This window comes from Paraburkholderia translucens, assembly GCF_020881035.1.
Lineage (GTDB): Bacteria > Pseudomonadota > Gammaproteobacteria > Burkholderiales > Burkholderiaceae > Paraburkholderia > Paraburkholderia translucens.
On the sequence record NZ_JAJITC010000013.1, the window covers coordinates 47,656 to 69,022 of the forward strand.

15 protein-coding genes are annotated in these 21,367 nt (G+C 62.6%); 5 read left to right on the top strand and 10 right to left on the bottom strand.

What is annotated here, in order from left to right; genetic code table 11:
* Positions 1-39: 39 nt before the first annotated feature.
* From preA to LJ655_RS22175, 3 genes are all read right to left on the bottom strand, one after another.
* Positions 40-1,350 carry an NAD-dependent dihydropyrimidine dehydrogenase subunit PreA gene (gene preA / locus LJ655_RS22165; RefSeq protein ID WP_230563367.1) on the bottom strand — a complete coding sequence of 437 codons (1,311 nt, stop codon included), beginning with the start codon at positions 1,348-1,350 and terminating at the stop codon, positions 40-42.
* A 62-nt stretch (positions 1,351-1,412) separates the two neighbouring features.
* Positions 1,413-2,762 carry an NAD(P)-dependent oxidoreductase gene (locus LJ655_RS22170; RefSeq protein ID WP_230563368.1) on the bottom strand — a complete coding sequence of 450 codons (1,350 nt, stop codon included), beginning with the start codon at positions 2,760-2,762 and terminating at the stop codon, positions 1,413-1,415.
* Between the two features lie 113 nt (positions 2,763-2,875).
* Positions 2,876-4,153 carry a Zn-dependent hydrolase gene (locus tag LJ655_RS22175; RefSeq protein ID WP_230563369.1) on the bottom strand — a complete coding sequence of 426 codons (1,278 nt, stop codon included), beginning with the start codon at positions 4,151-4,153 and terminating at the stop codon, positions 2,876-2,878.
* A 409-nt stretch (positions 4,154-4,562) separates the two neighbouring features.
* On the opposite strand from LJ655_RS22175, the gene LJ655_RS22180 reads away from it, so the two are divergent.
* A complete protein-coding gene (locus LJ655_RS22180; protein ID WP_230563370.1) occupies positions 4,563-5,258 on the top strand; it encodes a TetR/AcrR family transcriptional regulator in 696 nt (231 codons plus the stop codon).
* A 60-nt stretch (positions 5,259-5,318) separates the two neighbouring features.
* Here the strand turns inward: LJ655_RS22180 and LJ655_RS22185 are convergent, their stop codons facing one another.
* Positions 5,319-6,626, bottom strand: coding sequence for an MFS transporter (locus LJ655_RS22185; protein WP_230563371.1), 1,308 nt, complete (start codon positions 6,624-6,626; stop codon positions 5,319-5,321).
* 294 nt (positions 6,627-6,920) lie between these two features.
* On the opposite strand from LJ655_RS22185, the gene LJ655_RS22190 reads away from it, so the two are divergent.
* Positions 6,921-8,114 (top strand): DNA-binding protein, encoded by a 1,194-nt coding sequence (locus LJ655_RS22190; RefSeq protein ID WP_230563372.1) that lies wholly within the window; start codon positions 6,921-6,923, stop codon positions 8,112-8,114.
* Between the two features lie 108 nt (positions 8,115-8,222).
* On the opposite strand, the gene LJ655_RS22195 is transcribed toward LJ655_RS22190, so the two are convergent.
* Positions 8,223-9,377 (bottom strand): acyltransferase family protein, encoded by a 1,155-nt coding sequence (locus LJ655_RS22195; RefSeq protein WP_329959726.1) that lies wholly within the window; start codon positions 9,375-9,377, stop codon positions 8,223-8,225.
* Positions 9,378-9,692: 315 nt separating this feature from the next.
* Positions 9,693-10,940 carry an SGNH/GDSL hydrolase family protein gene (locus LJ655_RS22200; RefSeq protein ID WP_230563374.1) on the bottom strand — a complete coding sequence of 416 codons (1,248 nt, stop codon included), beginning with the start codon at positions 10,938-10,940 and terminating at the stop codon, positions 9,693-9,695.
* 434 nt (positions 10,941-11,374) lie between these two features.
* Between LJ655_RS22200 and LJ655_RS22205 the strand changes: the two genes are divergently transcribed.
* From LJ655_RS22205 to LJ655_RS22215, 3 genes are read left to right on the top strand one after another with little or no spacing between them, the layout of a single operon-like run.
* Positions 11,375-12,697 carry a c-type cytochrome gene (locus LJ655_RS22205; protein WP_425605830.1) on the top strand — a complete coding sequence of 441 codons (1,323 nt, stop codon included), beginning with the start codon at positions 11,375-11,377 and terminating at the stop codon, positions 12,695-12,697.
* Complete coding sequence (locus tag LJ655_RS22210; RefSeq protein ID WP_230563376.1) at positions 12,694-13,176, top strand: (2Fe-2S)-binding protein; 483 nt, start codon at positions 12,694-12,696, stop codon at positions 13,174-13,176. Before LJ655_RS22205 ends, LJ655_RS22210 begins: the two co-directional genes overlap by 4 nt.
* Positions 13,173-15,473, top strand: coding sequence for a xanthine dehydrogenase family protein molybdopterin-binding subunit (locus LJ655_RS22215; protein WP_230563377.1), 2,301 nt, complete (start codon positions 13,173-13,175; stop codon positions 15,471-15,473). Before LJ655_RS22210 ends, LJ655_RS22215 begins: the two co-directional genes overlap by 4 nt.
* 4 nt (positions 15,474-15,477) lie before the next feature.
* Here the strand turns inward: LJ655_RS22215 and LJ655_RS30255 are convergent, their stop codons facing one another.
* The 4 genes from LJ655_RS30255 to LJ655_RS22235 form a co-directional block, all read right to left on the bottom strand.
* Entirely contained in the window at positions 15,478-15,840 is a 363-nt protein-coding gene (locus LJ655_RS30255; RefSeq protein WP_329959724.1) for a hypothetical protein, read from the bottom strand.
* Between the two features lie 150 nt (positions 15,841-15,990).
* Positions 15,991-16,566, bottom strand: a complete 576-nt coding sequence (gene phaP, locus LJ655_RS22225; RefSeq protein ID WP_230563378.1) for a TIGR01841 family phasin — start codon at positions 16,564-16,566, stop codon at positions 15,991-15,993.
* A gap of 972 nt (positions 16,567-17,538) precedes the next feature.
* Positions 17,539-18,303 carry a dTMP kinase gene (locus LJ655_RS22230; RefSeq protein ID WP_230563379.1) on the bottom strand — a complete coding sequence of 255 codons (765 nt, stop codon included), beginning with the start codon at positions 18,301-18,303 and terminating at the stop codon, positions 17,539-17,541.
* Positions 18,304-18,312: 9 nt separating this feature from the next.
* Entirely contained in the window at positions 18,313-21,339 is a 3,027-nt protein-coding gene (locus LJ655_RS22235; protein WP_230563380.1) for a tryptophanase, read from the bottom strand.
* Between the last annotated feature and the right edge of the window lie 28 nt (positions 21,340-21,367).

Consider the following 21,367-nt stretch of genomic DNA (forward strand, 5'->3'; position numbering starts at 1 on the left):
TCTCCCTTGAACGCTCGTTGACTGAGGGTGCCGCCTTTTTCAGGCTGCTTTGACCGCTTGTTGTGCGTCGCTTGCTTCTGATGCCGGCGCAATGACACGCGCCGGATTGTTCGGATGCGTCGTCCAGTTCGCGTACTCGCCGCTATCGACACGCTCCATCGTGATGCATTGCTCGACCGGGCACACATGCATGCAAAGATTGCACCCGACGCATTGCGCATCGATCACTTCGAAATGCCGCTTGCCGTCCTTTTCGCGCGTGATCGCCTGGTGCGAGGTGTCTTCGCAGGCGATATGACAGAGACCGCACTCAATGCACCTGTCCTGATCGATGCGCGCCTTGATGTCGTACTTGAGATTCAGATACTTCCAGTCGGTGAGGTTCGGCACGGCGCGGCCGCGAATCTCGTCGAGCGTCGCGTAGCCCTTTTCGTCCATCCAGTTCGACAGGCCGTCCGCGAGATCGGACACGATGCGAAAGCCGTAGTGCATCGCCGCCGTGCACACCTGCACGCTGCCCGCGCCCAGCACCATGAACTCGGCCGCATCGCGCCACGACGAAATGCCGCCGATGCCCGAAATCGGCAGACCCGGCGTTTGCGGATCGCGCGCGATTTCAGCGACCATGTTCAGCGCAATCGGCTTCACGGCGGGACCGCAGTAGCCGCCGTGCGTGCCCTTGCCATCGACGCTCGGCATCGGCGCCATTTGGTCCAGATCAACCGCGACGATCGAGTTGATCGTATTGATCAGCGACACGCCGTCCGCGCCGCCCTTGTAGGCAGCCCGCGAGCCCAAGCGGATGTCGCTGATGTTCGGGGTGAGCTTCACGAGGCACGGCAGCTTCGTGCCTTCCTTCACCCAGCGCGTGACCATCTCGACATACTCCGGCACCTGCCCGACCGCCGAACCCATGCCGCGCTCGCTCATCCCATGCGGACAACCGAAGTTCAGCTCGACCGCATCGGCGCCCGTGTCCTCGACGAGCGGCAGAATCCATTTCCAGTCGCGCTCATTGCAAGGCACCATCAGCGAGACGATCAACGCACGGTCGGGCCAGTCGCGCTTCACTTCCCTGATTTCGCGCAGGTTGACGTCGAGCGGCCGGTCGGTGATCAGTTCGATGTTGTTCAGGCCCGCGATGCGCTGGCCGTTCCATTGCACCGCGCCGTAACGCGAACTGACGTTGACCACATGCGGATCGAGCCCGAGCGTCTTCCACACGACCCCGCCCCAGCCCGCTTCGAATGCGCGGTTCACGTTGTACGCTTTGTCGGTCGGCGGCGCGGAGGCGAGCCAGAAGGGGTTCGGCGAAGTGATGCCGGCAATCGTGCAGCGGAGATCGGCCATGTTCGGCTCCGTGGGGATTCGGTGTTCGTGTGACGTTGCGTGCGTCGGCGTGCGCTTTGGTTTCAGGCTGCCTTGACGGCGGCGAGCGCGAAAGCCGCATCGATCGACGCCGCCGCGAGCTTGCCGTCCTGCACCGCCTGCACGGTCAGATCGACGCCGCCCGATGCCGCGCAATCGCCGCCCGCCCAAACCTTGTCCAACGACGTACGCATGTGCGCATCGACCGCGATGCGGCTTCGATCGAGCGTCAACAGCTCATGATCGAGCCCGACGGGTACGAGCGTCTGGCCGATTGCCTTGAGCACCATGTCGGCTTCCACTGTGAAGCGCTCCGTGGCGCCGTCATTCGCAGCGCGTTCGAATTCGACGCCGCTCACTGCCCCGTCGCTGCCGATCAATCGCAGCGGCTTCGCATGCGTGATGAGCGTCACGCCCTGCTTCTGCGCGAATTCGCGCTCGGCCCATGTTGCGCTCATCGATTCGACGCCGCGCCGATACACCATCGTCACGCTCGTCGCGCCGAGCTTGCGGCTTTGCACGGCTGCATCGACAGCCGTATTACCGCCGCCGATCACGATCACGCGCCGCCCGACCGGCACTGTCGACAGGTCTTTCGCCTGGCGCACCTGTTCGATGAAATCGACAGCGTTCATCACGCCATCCAACGACTCGCCTTCGAGCTCCAAAGCACGCACACCCGCGAGTCCAACCGCAAGAAAGACGGCGTCGTGTTGCCGCCGCAACGTATCGAGCGTGGTATCGCGGCCCAATGCAACGCCCGTCCTCAACTCGATTCCGCCTACCGACAACAGCCATTGCACTTCCCGTTGCGCGAAGTCATCGACGCTCTTGTAGGCGGCGATGCCGTATTCATTGAGGCCGCCGCCTTTCTCGCGGGCGTCGTAGATCGTCACGCGATGACCGGCCACCGCAAGACGATGCGCGCACGCAAGTCCCGCCGGCCCCGCGCCGACGACGGCCACGTGACGTCCGCTGGCCGTCGCGCGTTTGAATTGCACGGCATCGCGCGACATCGCCCAATCCGTTGCATGACGTTGCAACGCGCCGATCGCCACGGGCTGCGCGTCCTGATGATTGCGCACGCAGGCGCCTTCGCAAAGAATCTCCGTGGGGCACACGCGCGCGCACATCCCGCCCAATGGATTCGCGGAAAGAATATCGGTGGCGGCGCCCTTCAGATTGCCGTTGCCGATCTTGCGTATGAAGCCCGGAATGTCGATCCGCGTCGGGCAGGCCTGCACACACGGCGCGTCGTAGCAGTAGTGACAGCGGCTCGCGGCCGCGGCGGCGGCCGTCGGGTCGAGCAGCGGCGCAATATCGGCAAATTCGCACGAAAGCTGTTCGGACGACAGACGGTGCGCTGCAATGTCGCCGGTTTGCTTGATGGCCATACACGTTCCTTCGTCAAAGTGCGGACGTAGCCGTGCCTGCGGCTTCGCGCGAACGAAGCCGGACGGCGTGTTTCGCGGGTGAAACGTTGAAGCGCTACAGCATCATCGAGCGCTTACGAGTCACTCTCGCAAGCGCGCTCCAGCATGGCGTGCAGCAATACGTTCGCGCCAGCCTCGATCCATTCGGGCGTCGCGTCTTCGACTTCGTTGTGACTGATCCCATCCACGCAGGGCACGAACACCATCGATGTCGGCGCGACCTGCGCGAGATAGCACGCGTCATGACCCGCGCCCGACACCATGTCGCGATGGGCATAACCGAAGCGTTCCGCAGCGGCCCGCACGGACTTCACACACGCCGCGTCGAACTTGACGGGCTCGTAGTAAAAGATCTGTTCGAGCGCTGTTTCGAGGCCGATGCCGCCTGCAATCTTCGCGACCCCGTCGCGCAATTCGGCGTCCATTCTGGCGAGCACGGCATCGTCCGGATGACGGAAATCGACCGTGAAGAAAACCCGGCCCGGAATCACGTTGCGCGAGTTCGGATGCACCTGCATCATGCCGACCGTCGCGCACGCGAGCGGCGCGTGCGCGAGCCCGATACGGTTGACGAGGTCGACGACGCGCGCCGCGCCGAGCAATGCGTCCTTGCGGCGCGGCATCGGCGTCGGGCCCGCATGCGCTTCCTGGCCCGTCAGCGTGATTTCGTACCAGCGCTGTCCTTGGGCATCGGTGACCACACCGATCGTCTTCTGCTCGGCTTCGAGTATCGGACCCTGCTCGATATGCAATTCGAAGGCCGCGTGCAGCGGATGGCCGCCACACGGCACGTCGCCCGCATAGCCGATACGTTCGAGCTCGGCGCCGATCGTCTTGCCGTCGATGTCCTTGCGCGAGAGGCCATAGTCGAGCGTGAACACGCCCGCGAACACGCCCGATGCCACCATCGCGGGCGCAAAGCGCGAGCCTTCTTCGTTGGTCCAGATCACGACTTCGATCGGATGCTCGGTTTCGATGTTGCGATCGTTGAGGCTGCGAATCACTTCCAGTCCGCCGAGCACGCCGTAGATGCCGTCGAAGCGCCCGCCGGTGGGTTGCGAGTCCGCATGCGAGCCCGTCAGCACTGGCAAGGCATTCGGGTTCGCGCCCGCGCGCCGCATGAACACATTGCCCATCTGATCGACGCTCACCGTGCAGCCCGCTTCCTTCGCCCAACTGACGATGAGGTCGCGCCCTTCCTTGTCGAGATCGGTGAGTGCGAGACGGCAGACGCCGCCTTTCTTCGTCGCACCGATCTTCGCCATCGTCATGAGGCTTTCCCACAGCCGTTTGCCGTTGACCGTGATCGACGTATCGAGTCCCTGTTTCGACGCTTCGGATACCGCATTCATTCGTCTTGCTCCTCTGGATCAACACGCCTTGCAGTCCAAATGCGGGCCACCGTGGATGGCCTCGCGACGAAGTGAAACTGGTGCACCGGCGGCGCAAAAGGATTCACTTTTGGGCATCGATGCACACGAGGCGTGCATAGCGCAAATGCCCGCAACGTCTGATCGATGCGTTGGTAAACCCTGGCCGTGATGCGTGCTTCGAATCCTGTCCGATTGGACAGGTTGTAGCCGAATAAAATCAGCAAGGCAATGCCTTTTGTGCGCGCCGAGACAGTTCTCCGTGAGAGCGAGAAGCATGCCATTGCGATGCAGCATGTGTTTTCGCTGCATGACAATGCGGCGCGTACGGCCATGTTCGACGCGCAGGCGAGCGACTAGAATAAAGCGCGACGCGGCACCGAGGCCCACGATGAAACACGACGACACAATGTTGAGCGAAACCGATCAGGACGAAGCGGCCCCACCTTTGCGGCGTCGCAAGGCACACATTCGCGAGAGCAACGAGGCCCATCTGCTGGCGTGCGCGGAGGCCGTGTTCGCGGAGCGCGGCTTCGAAGGCGCGAGCACCGCGATGATCGCCGATCGCGCGGGCTTACCGAAGGCCAACGTCCACTACTACTTCCCGACGAAGCTCGCACTCTATCGCCGCGTGCTCGAAAACCTGTTCGAAGACTGGCATCGGGCCGCGAATACGTTCGAAGACAGCGACGATCCTGTCGAAGCGATCGGCGGCTATGTGCGCGCGAAGATGGACTTGTCGCGGCGGCGGCCGCTCGGATCGAAGGTATGGGCAAACGAAATCATTCACGGCGCGGAGCACATGCAGGACATCCTCGCGAATCGCGTGAAGCCGTGGCTCGACACGCGGGTGAGCGTCATCGACGACTGGGTCGCGCGGGGCCTGCTCGCGAACGTGGATGCGCGAACGCTGATGTACATGATCTGGGCCATGACGCAGCACTATGCGGATTTCGATGTGCAGATACGTGCGCTCAGCGGCAAACGCGCGCTGTCGCGAAAGGCCTTCGATGCGGCCACGGAACAGGTCGTGCAACTAGTGATTCGCGCGTGCGGCGCGAGGTCTCCGTTTGCGAAGATCCGGTGAAGCGGCAAAGCACCTTAGGCATTTCGAGCGAACTGCAAGCACTTTGTATCTGCAATGGATCTATTTGGTATCGAGCCGCGCGCGATGGAAGCGAACCCTGCCCGACTTCAAGCGCCAGTTCGCGAGCGCGCCGAGCGCCATCAGCACGCTGGTGCCGAGAAACACCGCGCGCATGCCGACGTGTCCGCCGACGAAACCGCCTAACAGCGGCCCGGCCACCTGTCCCGCGTACTGCGACGACACCGAGTACCCAAGAATCGCTCCCGTCACGCTCGCCGGCACATGGTGGCGGATCACGCTCGCGATGCACGGCAACAGGCCGCCAAGTGCCATTCCCATCAGGAAACGCAGCACGACCAGTTGCCAGCTAGCGGTGACGAACGCCTGCGGAACGAGCAGCGCCGCCGATACGGCGAGGCAGCCGATGACCACGTTCCAATGCCCGACGCGATCGGCGAGCCTGCCCAGCCGCGACGAAGAGATCACGCTGCCGAGCGCCGCGCCCGACATGACGAAGCCCGCCACCATCGTCACGCTTTGAGGCTGCGTGAGCTGGGCGACGTAGACGGTGATGATCGGCTCGATCGACATGTTCGCGACCATCAGCAGAAGACCAGTGGCAAGCATCGCGATGGCCGGCCCCTTGTCGTCGACCGACGCCCACGCGCCCTGCTTGCGCGCGTTGCCCGCGCGCCTGGCGACCGGTGCTTCGCGGATCAGGAACGCCGTGGCGAGAAAGGCGACGAAGATCGCCGCGCCCGAGGCCCAGAAGGTCGCGCGAATGCCGATCAGCGGCGGCAGGAAGCCGCCCAGCAGCGGGCCGACCAGATTGCCGGCCATGATTCCCGCCGACAGAACGCCGAGCGCCCAGCCCGAACGCGCCTTCGGCGTCTGCGTCGCGACGAGGATCATCGAGCCCGACGCGTATCCGCCGAGCAGCCCCGCGAGCAGCCGCAACGCGACCAGTTGCCACGCCGAGTGCGCCATGCCGATCAGCGACATCGCGACCGCCATGCCGAGGCTCGAACGGATCAGCATCAGCTTGCGGCCGTAGAGGTCCGCGAGCTTGCCCCACAGCGGCGCGACAAGCGCCGCGCTGAAAAAAGTCGCGCCGAACGCGGCGCCCGACCACTGCACGATCGCCGCATGGTCGGTCACGCCAAGCTGTTCGACGTAGAGCGGCAGGAAGGGAAGCAGCAGCGTCATCGCGACGATGGTCGTGAACGAGCCGAACACGCACACGCAAAGATTGCGCTGCCAGTGCGCGGCGGCTTCGTCGTCAGTTGGCGAGACGGCGCTGGCAGCCGCGGGTGCCTGCGCCTGCGGCGGGACGGGTTCGGCCGATGGTGCGTCGAGCTTGCGATTCATCTTCGAGACTCTCCTGGGTGGCCAATGTCGGTTCACGATCTGCCAGGTATCGTAACGGGCTGCCGCGCCATCAGGCAGTCAACCCATCATCCTGGTATCGTTGCTACCTCTCCGGAAGTCGCCCGCTCGCGGCGCAATCCCATGAATACCCCGCCGGAACGTCGGCTTTTCGACCGATTGACCGCCGGGGAGGTACCCGACAATTCATGGCGATGCGAGGCGAGTCCGATAGCGCGGCTGCCTCCCGAATGACGAAACGGTATTCGTCACTACGTGCACTTTGTCGAGGCAGACATGTCAAGCAACATTACGATCACGGACGAACTCGTCGCCGAAATCGCCAACCGGATGGCTGACGAGGGCCAGAAGGTGTCTCCCGTCGCCATCTGGTCCGAAGTCCACACTGGTTCGGTGGTCGCGGTGGCCGCCGCTTTGCGTAAGTGGCGCGAAACGCGCGCCCCACGGGTGCCGCAGGTCGTCGAACGTCCCGCTTTGCCCGACACGGTGACGGACACCATGCGCGATGCGCTCGACCGGCTGTGGACGTCGGCGCAGGACGAAGCAGAACGTGCCGTGGCGCGACGCCTCGCCGCGATGCGCCAACGTGTCGAGGATGCCAGCAACGAGCGCGACGATGCGCTCGCGGAACTGCAAACCACCGTGCAGGAGCTCGATGCGCTACAGGTCCAGCTGGACCAGATGACGAGCGCCTACGACGAGAAGGTCGACGCAATGGCGGGCCTCGAAGAGGACATCGCGCTCGCGGTGCAACGAACCGACGAAGCGGAGAAGCGCGCGCAGGAACTGGCTGAGCGCGTTTCGCTCCTTGAAGCGGAGCTGGAGCGCGCGGAACTGGCCGCCGGGCGCGAAGCGGCCTCGCGGCAGGCAACCGACGCTGCGGGCGAGGAGGAACTGGCGAGCGAGTCGGCTGAGTCAGACGTCGAAACGCCTGACCGCGAAGCGGAGCGCGCGGCGCTGGAGGCTGCGCATGCGGAAGCGGTCGCTCGTCTTGAAAGCGAGCTGGAAGCAATCCGTGCCGAGTTGCAGGCCGAGCAGGAAGCGCACGCGGCCCGCCGGGAAGAGATCGCGGGTGCACAGGCAGAGCGGGATGCCGCCGCTGGTGAATTGCAGAATGCCCAGACGCAGATCGCGACGCTGTCAGCCAGCTTGTCCGATGCGCAGCAGCGTGCCGAAGGCGCGGCGGCGAGCGCCGTAGAGTCGGCGGCACCGGCAGGGGTCGACTCGCAGGAACTCGAAGCGTTGAAGGCGCAGATTGCGCGCGACGCGCAAGCGCATGCAGCCGCGATCGCCGAAGCGCGGGAGACGGTCAGGAAATGGGCTGACTACGCGAACGGCCTGAAGCAGCAACTAACTCAGGCGGCCGAGAAAATGAAAACGATCAACGCTCACCTCGAAATGCACGGTTATCGCTACGACGAGACGACGGGTGCGGTGTCGAAGCTGAACGCTGAAGGTTCGGCGGTGTGACGGGACGACGCACGAGCGCCCGTGATCAGGATTGATATTGCAGGCATCCTGATCGCGAGCGCTTAACCCCAAAAAACGGAGCCCGGCCGACGCGATCCCGGTCAATCGCTACGTCTGTCCGCCCACGCCACCGATTGGCCCGATGGCTGACACTTCGCCTTCGGTCGCGGCATCGCCTTTGACGACCACCGTGGGCGCCTCCATCACCATCGGTCGCACCGGGAACAGCGCGTCGCGCAGGCGAAGGAACGGAAATTCGATCGCTCGGGAGGTCACGAATCCGAGTCCGATGGCAATCGCAAACTGCGCGGCCACCACCAACGCCCACGCAATGAGTGGAGAAACGCCGAGCGCCGCTGTCTTGCGCATCAGGATCTCACCCGGCGCGAGCGCGAGCGAATGCCACAAGTAGATGCCATACGAGTACACGCCAATCCAGGCGATTACTCGAAACACGAGCGAGTCGCGAATCGTCGCAGAGTACTCCAACACGAGAACGATCAGCGCGACATAGCCGATCCCCTGAATCGTGTAGCCGATGCTTTCATCAAGCGCGACGTGCTGTGTGCCCAGCACAAGCCACGCGACGAGCGCCAGCACGAGCGCGACCAGCACGCCTTGCTGCTGGGCAAAGCGCTTGTAGGCATCAGGCTTCATGTAGTAGAAGACGGCGAGAATCACGCCGTAGAGAAGGCTGTCCATGCGGTACTGCGTATAAAAGAAAGCCGCCATCAAATCACCGTGAATGACGACCTCGCTACGCGCGACAAGCACGGCAGCGCAGATTGCGCCGACCACCCAGAGAATCGTGTTCGCGCGGGCACGAAATCTCGCCAGCAGCAACAGCAGCACGGGGAGGAACAGATAAAAATGCTCTTCGACCGCAAGGCTCCAGGTCTGAGCGATCGATGTGCCGAAGTAGTTCTGTAGATGCGTGAGGTTCTGCCACAGAAACGTGTTGATCGGGTGGCGGCCAGCCAGCACGTGAAAGAGGATTAGCGCGTAGGACGCAGGCCAGATCTTGAAGATACGCCGCACGATGAAGCGCCGCGCATCGACGTTCCCGGTCTCCGCATATTGACGCAATAGCAGCCCCCCGACGAGGAATCCGCTTAGCGTGAAGAACAGATTCACGCCTTCCCGGCCGAAGTGGTTCAATGGATATTGGATCATCGAGATGAGCCAATAGCCGGTGTCGACCCAGTGGAAATGAAAACCCATCACCGCGATGATTGCAATGCCGCGTACGAAGTCAAGTTCGATTGCGCGCGTGCTGTGCTGTGCTGTGCTGTGCTGTGCTGTGCTGTGCTGTGCTGTGCTGTGCTGTGCTGTGCTGTGCTGTGCTGTGCTGTGCTGTGCAGGATTTTCATAATCGTTCTTCTCGCGGTTTTGTTATTGATTCAAAACTCACCGATTCAATTCTTTGTTCGGCACCCGTTTCCTTTCCGTCGATCTCAAGCATATCCGCGCGTCCCTGCGCAGCCCTTAAATACGTAGGGAAGCTAGTCCCATAGTCCAGCCAGATAAATCAATTTGCATAGTGCCGGTAGCATGCACATTCGCAGCTTTCCGTGCGCACTACCAGTTCTTTGACGTAAGGAATGATTTGACCTGCTGAGCGACTATCGCGTATCCCGCGTCGTTAAGATGCACAATGTCAAAACGCAGGGAAGTTGGCGGGATATTGTTGGTGTGATCGATGACGTCCTGAGGAAGGCTCGGATTGTATGCATTGACCAGTGGCGTCTCGATATCGATGAAATTGTCCGGATACGTCGCTTTCAAGGTCGCGTTCAGATCGTCGATTGTCTGCGCGCCCGCGGCACCGGGATATTCCACGGGAAGGTCGGCCTTGGTGACTGAAAGCACCACGAAGTGCGCATTAATTGGCTTGAGCCACTGCACGATCGATTTGACGTCCGCGATAACTGTCGTCGGGTCCCAGTAATTGTTTCGACCGACCCAAATGAGCGCGGTCCACGTGTCATATCCCTGCGCGTCGGCGACGAAGCTGGACCCCGGTGAACAGGCGACCGCCTGCCCGGAGGTATCGCGGGTGAATGTGTACGTTTCACTTGTAGAAGGAGGTCCGCCAACGGCCGTGCGCGCAAGCACACCATGAACGGAGCAAATTGTTCCCAACACGCTTCGGGTCACATCGTCTGCTGGTGTCGAAAGCAGGCTGGTCGATAAGTTAGAGGCATTTACAGGCCCGCTCGACGGAACCGCACTGTTATCGAGCGTCATCGCTGTCGACTCGGCTCCAATCCGGGTGGCGATCTGCGTTGAGGTCTGGCCGCCGACTCCGGCGTTAATATAAGTTCGGTTATTGAGCAGAGCGGACAGTTGCTCTGGATAGCCGCCGCCGGACGAGCCGACGCCAACGGTGAGGCTGTCCCCCACAGCAAACAGGTTCGACGACGATACGGCCGGATACTCCGTTCCGCCAGTCACGGGCGCGAAGTATTGTTCCGATGTGCCGTTTCTGTCTGTCGTATAGAGAACCTTGGTGCCATCCGCACTGAAATTTGGCGACGTGTTATTCCCGACGCGCGTGATTTGGGTCGTAACATTAGTGCTTGTATCCACGACAAAGACTTGATATTTGCCAGAGACCAACTGGGAATATGCACCATAGTGGCCGCTCGTAGCGGTTGGAGTAGGAGTTGTAGCAGTCGGAGTTGGGGTTGGAGTCGTTGGAGTCGGAGTTGTTGGAGTTGGAGCTGTAGCAGTTGGAGTGGTGGCCGACGAATTGCCGCCGCCCCCGCAAGCACTGAGGATCAGCGTGGTAGCAAACGCCACGCAGAGCGATTGTTTTCTGTTCATGGACATTCCTCGGCATTTCATGATTGTTCTTCTCGGGTGGTTTGTTCTCGACTCCAACCTCACAGATTTGATTGTTTCCTTACACTCACTTATTAATCCGCCAAATTCAAGCCTGGATTGACTGTCTTTCGCCCATCACGAACTGGTTCGCGACTCACTGTGCGGTCTTCTCTATATGTTTGTTTCTGGGATTACCATCGATATGGTCGATGAACTCTGGCAAATAGCCGTGATGCACCAGTAAATCAGTCGGTGGGTAGATCCATTCCGACCGATGGAACGTGTATATGCCGATGCCCGGCCAGAATGCTTACAAAGTGGAAGCGGCGCGTTTCAACCGTTGGCTGGTTCAGGAACGCCGCTTGCGGAAATCAGAGCCGCCGCGGCGTCTGCCCAAAACGACGATGAGCGGGCAGTTCGGTGATGGAGGCTCGATGAAAGGCAAGCGGGTGGCAATGGCGGGCGTGGCCGCTGTTCTGATTGCTCTCGGAGCCGCATACGGCAGATGCGTTGCGCATGCAGGAGAGCCCACGTCAAGTCCCGTGAACGGGACCTTCGCCACCGGCACCGGCACCGACACCGCGGCCGTGACGCGCGGCGCGAAGCTCGCGGCGGTTGGCGATTGCGTCACGTGCCACACCGCGACCGGCGGCGAGCCCCTCGCGGGCGGACTGCCGCTGCAAACGCCCTTCGGCGTCGTGTATTCCACCAACATCACCCCGGACGACGAAACCGGCATCGGCCGCTGGTCGCTCGACGAATTCGCCCGCGCGATGCGACTCGGCGTGTCCCGCGACGGCCATCTGCTCTATCCCGCGTTTCCGTATCCCCACTTCACGCACATGAGCGATGCCGACATGGCGTCGCTCTATGCCTGGCTGATGAGCCGCGATCCCGTCAACGCCCGTGCGCCACACAACGATCTGATCTTCCCGCTAGGATTCAGGCCCATCATCGCCGTGTGGAATCTTCTCTATCTGCGTACCGGCAGCGAAGCAGCGCCGTCCTCCTCCGAAGCGCCGGACATCGCACGCGGGCGTTATCTGGTCGAAAGCCTCGGTCATTGCGGTGCGTGCCACACGCCGCTCGACCACCTCGGCGCAGAGCGCCGCGACCACGCGCTGGAAGGCGGCACGATCGAAGGATGGGATGCTCCCGCGCTCACGGATCTCGCGTCGCGGCCGACTCCCTGGACGCAGGCACAACTCGTCAGCTATCTGCGCACCGGCCTCGCCAGCGCACATGGCGCGGCGGCAGGTCCAATGCGCCCCGTCACGCGCATGCTCGCCGACGCATCCGCTTCGGACGTAGAGGCGATCGCCGCGTATCTGCTGGCGCTGGCACCCGGATCACAAGACGTGGCCGGGCACGCCGTCGCTTCGCCAGCCGCTTCCGCTGCGCGCGTGCCCGTCGCCAACGTCTCCGGCAACGGCGCGAATCTCTTCGCCGCAGCCTGCGCATCGTGCCACGCCGAAGGCGCGCCGATGTCGAGCGGGAGCACCGGAGCGCCGCTGTCCCTCTCCACGGCCGTCAACGCCGACAGTCCGCGCAATACGGTTCGCATCATCCTCGATGGAATCGACTGGCACGAAAGCGACGCCGCGCCCTTCATGCCAGCATTCGCCGGCACCTTCACGGACGCGCAGATCGCGGAGCTCGCCAACTACACGCGCGCCCGCTTCACCGCACGCGGCGCGTGGCCCGCGCTCGACGCCGACGCGGTCGCGCATTTTCGCAAGGACGGGCCGCCACGATGATCACGCTCAACGTCAACGGTGTCATTCAAACGGTCGATGCCGACCCGTCCACGCCACTGCTCTATGTGCTGCGCAACCAGTTGCAGCTAGACGGCGCAAAGTTCGGCTGCGGTCTCGGTCAATGCGGCGCTTGCACCGTCAGCGTGGGCGGCGAGCCGGTGTTCTCCTGCCTCATGCCGGTCGTGGCCGTCGGCGACCGGCCCGTGCGAACCGTCGAGGGACTGGGCAGCGCGGAACATCCGGGGCCGCTTCAGCAAGCCTTCATCGACGCACAAGCCGCGCAATGCGGCTATTGCATCGCCGGCATGATCATGCGCGCGCAGACGCTGCTAGAGCGAACCCCGCACCCGACCGACGAACAGATCCGCCGCCATATGCAGCCGAACCTGTGCCGCTGCGGCACGCACATGCGTATTCTCGAGGCGATCCGGCAAGTCGCGACGGGCTCGCCGCGTCCAGACGGAGGAGCACAGTCATGAGCCGGGGCCGCCCATCGACCATCGCTCACGACAACGGCCCGGGCGACCCCGCGCGGCGCCGCTTCCTCGTCGGCGGCTCGCTCATCGTGAGCTTCGCGATCATGCCGCGCATGGCCGCGCTTGCGCAAACCACCACGGAAGCGGGCACCTTCACCGGGAGCGAGCCGAAGTTGCCGGGCAGTCTCAAGAGCACGCCGTTACTCGATGCGTGGATCAAGGTCGCCCCCGACAGCCACGTGAGCGTATTCACGGGCAAAGTGGAACTCGGCACAGGCGTTCGCACCGCGCTGCTGCAGGTCGCCGCGGAGGAACTGGACCTCGCGCCTCATGCCATCGAACTGATCACCGCCGACACCGCCGCAACGCCGAATGAAGGCTACACCGCAGGCAGCCACACGATGGCGGACAGCGGTACCGCGATCCTCAACGCCGCAGCCCAGGTGCGCGCGCTGCTCGTCGCGAGCGCGGCCTCGCAGCTCGGCGTCGACGCCGCGGTCCTCACTACGCGGGACGGCGCCATCATTGCCGCCGACGGCAGACGCGTGACCTATGGCGAAGCCGTGCGTTACGCGGATCTCCATCAGAACGCACAAGCCGACGCGCCGAGAAAGCCGCCAGCGTCATACGCGGTGATCGGCCAGGCGCTGCCGCGCGTGGATATCCCCGGCAAGGTGACGGGCGGCGCGAGCTATGTCCAGGATCTGCGGCCTCACGGCATGCTGCATGCGCGCGTCGTCCGGCCGCCGTCCTATGGCGCGAGCCTCTTTGCACTCGATAGCGTGCGCGTCGAGGCGCTGCCCGGTGTCATCAAGGTCGTGCGCAACGGCAACTACCTCGCAGTCGTCGCCGACGACGAATGGCGCGCGATTCTCGCGATGCGTGAGCTTGCGCTCGCCGCGCAATGGCAGGCCGGGCCGCCGCTGCCCGATCCGGCGAACATTCACGCGCTGCTGATGACGCTGCCAGCGCAGGAAATCACGGTGGCCGATCAGAACGCACCGACTGGCGCGGCTGCGCCCGCGGCGACACTGCGGGCGCGCTATTCGAGGCCGTATCTGACGCATGGCTCGATTGGGCCATCGTGCGCCGTCGCGCAACTCGACAACGGTGTGATGACCGTGTGGACGCACACGCAAGGCGTCTATCCGCTGCGTGCGGGCATCGCCGAAATGCTCGCCATGCCACCCGATAAGGTGCATTGCGTGCATGTGGAAGGCTCGGGCTGCTACGGACACAACGGCGCGGACGACGTCGCCGCCGACGCCGCTCTGATTGCTCGCGAGCTGCCCGGCCGCCCGGTGCGCGTGCAATTGATGCGCGAACAGGAACACCTGTGGGAGCCGTTCGGCCCGGCAATGACAGTCGAGGCGAGCGCCACGCTCGATGCGAGCGGCGCGATGACCGACTGGCGTTACGAGCTATGGAGCAACACCCATAACAACCGTATCGAGAATGCGGGCCGCCTGCTCGCCGCACAACTGCTTGCGCAACCGTTCACGCCCGCGCCGCCGAAGCCGATTCCGATGCCGGAAGGCGGAGGCGATCGCAACAGCGTTCCGCTTTACCGCGTGCCCAGCCTGCACGTGCAGCATCATTTCGTGCCCGCGATGCCGATACGGGTCTCCGCAATGCGCTCGCTGGGAGCGCACATGAACGTGTTCGCGATCGAAAGCTTCATCGACGAGCTCGCCGCAGCCGCTCACGCCGATCCCGTTGCGTTTCGCCTCAAGCATCTCGACGATCCACGCGCCCATGCCGTCATTCGCGCCGTGGTCGATCAATTCGGCTGGCGCGCCCGCAACGCGCGCACGGGCGGATCGAGCCCGCGCTCGCACGGTACCGGTTTTGCGTTTGCTCAATACAAAAACCTGATGGCCTACCTTGCCGTAGCGATAGAGGTAACGATCCTGCGCGATACCGGCGTGCTGAGCATCGAGCGCGTCGTTGCGGCCGTCGATTGCGGGCAGATCGTGAATCCGGACGGCGTGCGCAATCAGATCGAGGGCGGGATTCTGCAAACCGCCAGCTGGACGCTCTATGAGGAAACGCAGTTCGACCGGCAACGCATCACGAGCTTCGACTGGAGCACTTACCCGATCATGCGCTTCTCATCCGTTCCGAAACGCGTGGACGTGCTGTTGATCGACCGGCCTGGCCTGCCCTTCCTCGGTGTTGGAGAAGCGGCGCAAGGTCCAGCCGCCGCGGCGCTCGCGAATGCGATCGACGACGCGACCGGCGTGCGGATCCGCGACTTGCCGTTGCTCGGTGCGAAGGGAAAGAACGCGCTCAGAAAATGAGGTTTCATGAGGGGCTTTCCGGTGGATCTTCTTTGCGTAGTTGCAATTGATGTGCCTCCGAGCGATGTCGCTCGTCGGACGGAGGAGAGGACGAAATCGCTGCACGGTTCGAGTGGGAAGCGTCGATGGCGTCCAGCAGTTTTTGCAGCCTTTGTTGCTGGCTTGGCAGAAGCCCCGTCGTTGCCAGTGCCTGAAGCACTCGCCGCCGCCAATAAGTTCTGGAGAAAAGAGATTCGGCTCCTTGCGCACCCAGCGCCTGCTCGAGATGGGCAATTGCGGGATCGATGTTGTGGAACGTGTACGGGCTCGGGTCACGACTTTCGTGTGAGGCGGGCATCACATTGATCTCTGATTGATCCGGTCTCATGCGCGGTTGCTCGTGGGTGAACGCCGATACACGACAGCGTCACCCGTTGCTACCCTTCGCTGCCGGGTGGAGACCTGAACGGGCCACTGCCAGCGAAGCTGGCGCGTGGCTCGTCCACGACTTTGACCGCATCTGGTAGCGACGATGCGATTACTCGTCGCTGGTTTCGACGGGCGCCGCAAGCTGTCGAACTCGCTTGGTGGTACTCGGCGCCGGCGCGCTGATATCGTTCTCCACACTCGCACCCGCCTGCTTCACGGCCTTCGTCGCAGTGTCATACGCCGTATTCGCTGTTTCGATGAGCGTCGTGATGAAGGTCTTCCATGCCGTCACAGCGGTTTCGCTTCCCGCGGGTGCGGTTTTCGCGAGGTTTTCGGCGTAGCGCTGCGCGTCCTGTTGGTACTTCTTTAGCTGCGTTTCTCCAATCGCCAGCAATTCCGCTCGAGTGCTCGAAGCAATTTCGTAAACCTGGCGCCAATAGGATTGTATTTTTTCGATCGCAGGTTGTGCTTGGCCTGCCTGTTGCGCGACAAAGGTGTGCGGCGCGCCGGCCTCAAATGCCTTCAATAAAGCGTCCTGCTTTTCCGCGAGACCGGTTTTCGCGGCTTGCAGAGTCAGAGCGGTCAGCTTCTCGATTGCATTGACGGATTTGCTCAGGATCTCGAACGTTGTGTCGATACTCGCTTTCTGTACGGCGACGATCTGTTCCGGGGTAATACTGTTCATCACTAGCTCCATGGAAGATGCGGAAACGGTGTTCTTCGGTCAAGTGCACGGAACCTGGCTGTCAGCCACGAACAGTGCAAAACGGACTGTTTGATGCAACGCAGCAATTTCATTCTAGGGGGAGGTGGGCAAATGTCAATGAGCTAGCGGCTCGCATCGGGTCGCACTGGCGCTGGGCAACGCCGAACCCCTTGCTATCAAAGGACTGGCGGCGTCACAGGGGAAAACCCTAGGTCTTTATCCAGGCCTATTCTTCAGAGAATTCAGGGTTAGCGCACCTTTGTGCGGTGCAGAAAATAATATACAGTCATCTTCTTTCCACGTGCCGATTCAAAAGCAATGCAAATGTGTGCGGATGCGCACATTCGGTCACGTGGCTGTCATGTCCGACCAGTAACGTCACGCCGCAAGATGAACAGCTGGCCGTCGAAACATCTCTGAGAAAATAAAGCTGAGAGATCCGAGGAATGAATCTGCATTTGCAACATATTGGCCATCTCGAGCGTAGCGTCGAGGACGACCGTCTGAGGCGCGCGTTTGCCGCGCGGCTTGACAGGGCATTCAAGCGAGCCCGGATCAGTTCAGCACACGCAGCGAAGTGGTTGGGCGTCAGTGAGTACGACGTGCAGTATTGGCGCAGCGGAATTACAGTGCCTCCGCTCAATGCGTGTACCCGTCTCGCCGCCGCTTTCGATCTCGACATGCACTGGCTCTGCACAGGGCAGACTCCCGACGTCCAGCGATACTCTCTGCGAGGGTCCATTTCGCCGGGAATTTAACCTTGGAGAATGCCCGGCTTTTGCATCGCGGTACTTTTCCGTATCGAGCAACATGAGCGTTGCGATCTCATGTGGACTGAGCATCGTCGTCTCCATTGGTCTGATGTTCCCATGCATCATGGTCCTGTTCGAAGGATAGATGCTCACCAAAGCCTGTCGACGTGCGTTTTGTCGCATACCTCGAGGACTGGATTCAACCGTTCAACGCAAGCCGATAGTCCGCAATGACGGTCCCCGGCTCGCCTTGATAGCCCCACCGCCTCGCAACGCGTTCGATGGCCACGACATGACTGAGCGCCGTGCGGAACGTCTCGTCGATGCTTCGCTCCGCATCCAGTGCGACGACGCCGTTGACCTCGAATACGGCGCGATAGGCCGCCACTTGCCGCATCAGAAAGCTCATTGGAGGCGGCTGGTCGTTTTCGTTGTTCCTCGCCCGCACGCGGCGGTGCGAGGTCGCGCCAGAGACGTTCAGTCCAAAGGCGACGTCAGGACGCAGCAGATGACCCGCGATGCCCTGGAGCACCGGTGCAGTCTCGGCGGGATCGGAACGCGTACCGATTTCCGCCTGAGACGTGAACACGTAGCGGTCGCAAAAGACGACGTCGCCGCGTTGGAGTGCCGGAATGACCGTGTCGGTCATATGCTGGACAAGGTCCCCCATGATGGACAGCAGAATGCCGAGCATGTCGACTCGCCGTCCGTTTCCGTCGGGTCCGCCACCGGAACTCGATGTATGCCAGTGGCTGTCGACCATGTCCCGGAACACTGCATCTTTGCGGATCCGACCGGTCGGCGTAAACGTCGTCACGCAATTGAGCCCGGCACGCTTACACGCGCTTTCGAGCCTTTCCATCAGGGACGACTTCCCCGCGCCATCCACACCGCACAACGTCACGAGGACGCCCGGATAGTCGTGCGGTTTGAGCTTGAGCGCTTCGAAGACACTATCCGACATGAGATCACCTCAAACCATCGCTTCGCGAGACTCCGCGACCATCTCGCCTTGCGCTTCGATCGGCGCGAGGACCGCCGTGAAGTGCTTGAGCATCGGCGGCGCCGAGACGATGCGCATTCCTCGAATCGCATCGCGTCGTTGGTAGACCCGGATCAACGCAGCCGCGACCACCGCGAGGTGGCTATCGGTGTAGACGCGGCGAGGAATGGCCAGCCTCAGCAGTTCCAGCCTCGGAGGACTGGCGGTGCCAATCGACGGCTCTTCCTTGAGGAACGCCAGCGAGCCGAGACCGACGGCGCGCACGCCGCCCTCCAGATAAAGCTCGGCGGCCAGCGCCTCGGCCGGGAATTCCGAGCGCGGCAGGTGCCGCAGGAAGGCGGCCGCATCGACGTACACCGCGTGTCCACCGGTCGGCCTCAGGATCGGAACGCCACCGGCAAGCAGCCGGTCTCCTAGCCGTTCGACCTGCCGCACGCGGTGCCGAAGGTATTCGTCGTCGACCATTTCACGCAGACCGATCGCGAGCGCCTCGAGATCGCGTCCAGCCATCCCTCCGTAAGTGACGAAGCCTTCGTGCAGCACGAGCAGCGGCACGACCTGCTCGTAGAGCGTCCTCGACCGTGTCGCGAGCAAGCCGCCGATGTTGACTAGCGCATCCTTCTTGCAACTGAACGTGCAGCCCTCGGCATAGGAAAACTGTTCCTTGAGAATGTCCGCCACCGGCCGGTTCGCAAAGCCGCTTTCGCGCTGCTGAATGAAGTAGGCATTCTCCGCGCAGCGCGCCGCATCGAAGTACACCGGAATCGCAAACTCGTCGGCCAACGCCTTCACGGCCCGCAGATTCGCCATCGATACCGGCTGGCCGCCGCCCGCGTTGTTCGTCAGCGAGACCATGATGAGGGGAACGTTGTCGCGCCCTTCGTGCTCGATCACGTTGCGCAGCTTCTGCACATCCACGTCGCCCTTGAACGGATGCTCGACAGCCGGTTGGTAGCCGATTTCGGCGACGCACGGTATCGCGGTCCCGCCGGCAATCGATACGTGCGCCTCGGTCGAATCGAACGGCGCGTTGAACGGTACCACCTGTCCCGGCCGCACGAGGGTACGAAACAGGAAGTGCTCGGCCGGCCGGCCCTGATGGGTCGGCAAGACGTAGTCGAAGCCGAGCATGTCCCGCACGGCCTGCTTCAACTTCGTAAAACTGCGGGAACCGGCATACGACTCGTCGCCGGTCATGATGCCCGCCCACTGGTTCGCGCTCATTGCGCAGGTGCCGCTGTCCGTCATCAGATCGATGTAGACGTCGTCCGCTTCGAGGCGAAACACGTTGTACCCGGCAGCGGCAAGCCGCGCCTGCCGTTGCTCGCGGTCGATCAGCCTGATCGGCTCGACCATCTTGATCCGGTATGGCTCAGGCGGGCTGTTATCTGAAAGCATCGACTCCTCCTGCGTGGAATGTACGCGGACGATGGGCTGGTTGGCCGCTTCGGGCATGGCACGCCGCATCGGGCCTGATTCGATCGGCAAAACCTCGATCGGCGCCCATTGCGGGTCGCCGTCCGGCGCAGACGCGCAATGACCGCCACGACCGTTGTGGGCCGCTTCGAAGCGTTTTTCGATCCGGTTCAAAATCGACCAATACGCGCCCCGCTCGCCTTGCGCGATCGCTTCGACCAGCGCGTCGTTCGCGTTGTAGTTGAAGAGACTCGCATTGGCCCCGAAGAATCGCCGGTCATTGCCGATCAGCTCGGCAATGAATTTCTGCGGGTCCGGGCCCAAAGAGGTCGGCAGATAGAACACCGGATGCAGAAGATCGTCGTTGCCTTCGATCTGGCCGTGAAGATTCGGATTCCCGGCGTTCAGGCCTTCGCGGCGGATCATCTGCTCGAGTTCGGTTCCCGGGAAGATCCTTAGCCCGACCGTCACCGAAACGCGCTCGGGATCGACCCGTTTGATGAACTCGATCGTCTCGCGCGCGGTTTCCTGCGTCTCGCCGGGCGCGCCGAACAGCAGTTCGATGATGTGCTCGAGACCGTGACGCTTCGCCGTGTTGACCGCATGTTCGATGTCGGGCGCGCCGAAGGTGCGGCGCAGGATCTTCAGCATCGTTTCGCTGGCGCTGTCCACGCCGAAGTTCATACCGGCGCAGCCGGCTGCTTTCATCGCGGCCGCCAGTTCATCGGGAAACGGCCGCGGCATACCGTACGCATACCACCGGATTTTGCCGGCGAGCCCATGCCGGATGATGGCCTCGCACAGCGCGAGAGGATGCGCGACGCTCAGATTGAATTCCGAGTCGTTGATGTGAAAGACGTTGATCCCGCGTTCTTCGAGCGATGCCATCTCGGCGACGACATCATCGGGTTCGCGCATGCGCACCGTGCGGCCTTTGATCAGCGGCTCGACGCAATAGATACAGGAGCGATTGCAGCCGCGCTTCGTTTCGATGCCGATCTGGCCGCCTTTGGCGAAATAGTGGGTGTTGTTCACCAGCTCACGTTTGTGAGGTCCGAGCTTCGCCAGCGGACCGCACGCGTTCGGAGCGAGCGGCGTAGCGTGCACGCCGGCCGCATCGCGGTACACCACACCGGGTATATGCGTGAAACTTCTGCCTTCTTCGAGGCACGTCAGCAGCTCGGGAAAGCTGAATTCGCCTTCCCGGACGATGCCGAAATCGGCATCGAGATAGGCGAGCAGTTTTTCCGGCATCACCGAGTAACCCGCGCCGCCCATCACGACCGGCACCGGGCGCGCACGCCGAAGCAGCGCGACGATGTCCCTGATTCTGTCGAGAAAGCTGTAGCCGCTGGAAAAGTAGACGTCGTCGGTATTTCGCAGCGTCACCCCCCAGTAATCGGGCGCGGCCGCGCGGCAGTGCGCGGCAATCGCCGCCTCGCAGTCGTCCGAAAAGCACAGGTCGAGCAAATTGAGCTCGAAACCCGCTCGCTCCATCGGTGCCGACAGGTAGTCGAACGCAATCGGCGCAATTGCCGGCTTGATCTGGTTCGTGTTGACGAAGGTGACGCGCGTGGCCATGTTCGATCGGCTCCAGTGCATGGGTTTT

What these genes read in the sequence shown, in the direction of transcription:
- preA (WP_230563367.1), bottom strand. Translation starts at nt 1,350, where the DNA reads ATGGCCGATCTCCGCTGCACGATTGCCGGCATCACTTCGCCGAACCCC.
- LJ655_RS22170 (WP_230563368.1), bottom strand. Translation starts at nt 2,762, where the DNA reads ATGGCCATCAAGCAAACCGGCGACATTGCAGCGCACCGTCTGTCGTCC.
- LJ655_RS22175 (WP_230563369.1), bottom strand. Translation starts at nt 4,153, where the DNA reads ATGAATGCGGTATCCGAAGCGTCGAAACAGGGACTCGATACGTCGATC.
- LJ655_RS22180 (WP_230563370.1), top strand. Translation starts at nt 4,563, where the DNA reads ATGAAACACGACGACACAATGTTGAGCGAAACCGATCAGGACGAAGCG.
- LJ655_RS22185 (WP_230563371.1), bottom strand. Translation starts at nt 6,626, where the DNA reads ATGAATCGCAAGCTCGACGCACCATCGGCCGAACCCGTCCCGCCGCAG.
- LJ655_RS22190 (WP_230563372.1), top strand. Translation starts at nt 6,921, where the DNA reads ATGTCAAGCAACATTACGATCACGGACGAACTCGTCGCCGAAATCGCC.
- LJ655_RS22200 (WP_230563374.1), bottom strand. Translation starts at nt 10,940, where the DNA reads ATGAACAGAAAACAATCGCTCTGCGTGGCGTTTGCTACCACGCTGATC.
- LJ655_RS22205 (WP_425605830.1), top strand. Translation starts at nt 11,375, where the DNA reads ATGAAAGGCAAGCGGGTGGCAATGGCGGGCGTGGCCGCTGTTCTGATT.
- LJ655_RS22210 (WP_230563376.1), top strand. Translation starts at nt 12,694, where the DNA reads ATGATCACGCTCAACGTCAACGGTGTCATTCAAACGGTCGATGCCGAC.
- LJ655_RS22215 (WP_230563377.1), top strand. Translation starts at nt 13,173, where the DNA reads ATGAGCCGGGGCCGCCCATCGACCATCGCTCACGACAACGGCCCGGGC.
- LJ655_RS30255 (WP_329959724.1), bottom strand. Translation starts at nt 15,840, where the DNA reads ATGAGACCGGATCAATCAGAGATCAATGTGATGCCCGCCTCACACGAA.
- phaP (WP_230563378.1), bottom strand. Translation starts at nt 16,566, where the DNA reads ATGAACAGTATTACCCCGGAACAGATCGTCGCCGTACAGAAAGCGAGT.
- LJ655_RS22230 (WP_230563379.1), bottom strand. Translation starts at nt 18,303, where the DNA reads ATGTCGGATAGTGTCTTCGAAGCGCTCAAGCTCAAACCGCACGACTAT.
- LJ655_RS22235 (WP_230563380.1), bottom strand. Translation starts at nt 21,339, where the DNA reads ATGGCCACGCGCGTCACCTTCGTCAACACGAACCAGATCAAGCCGGCA.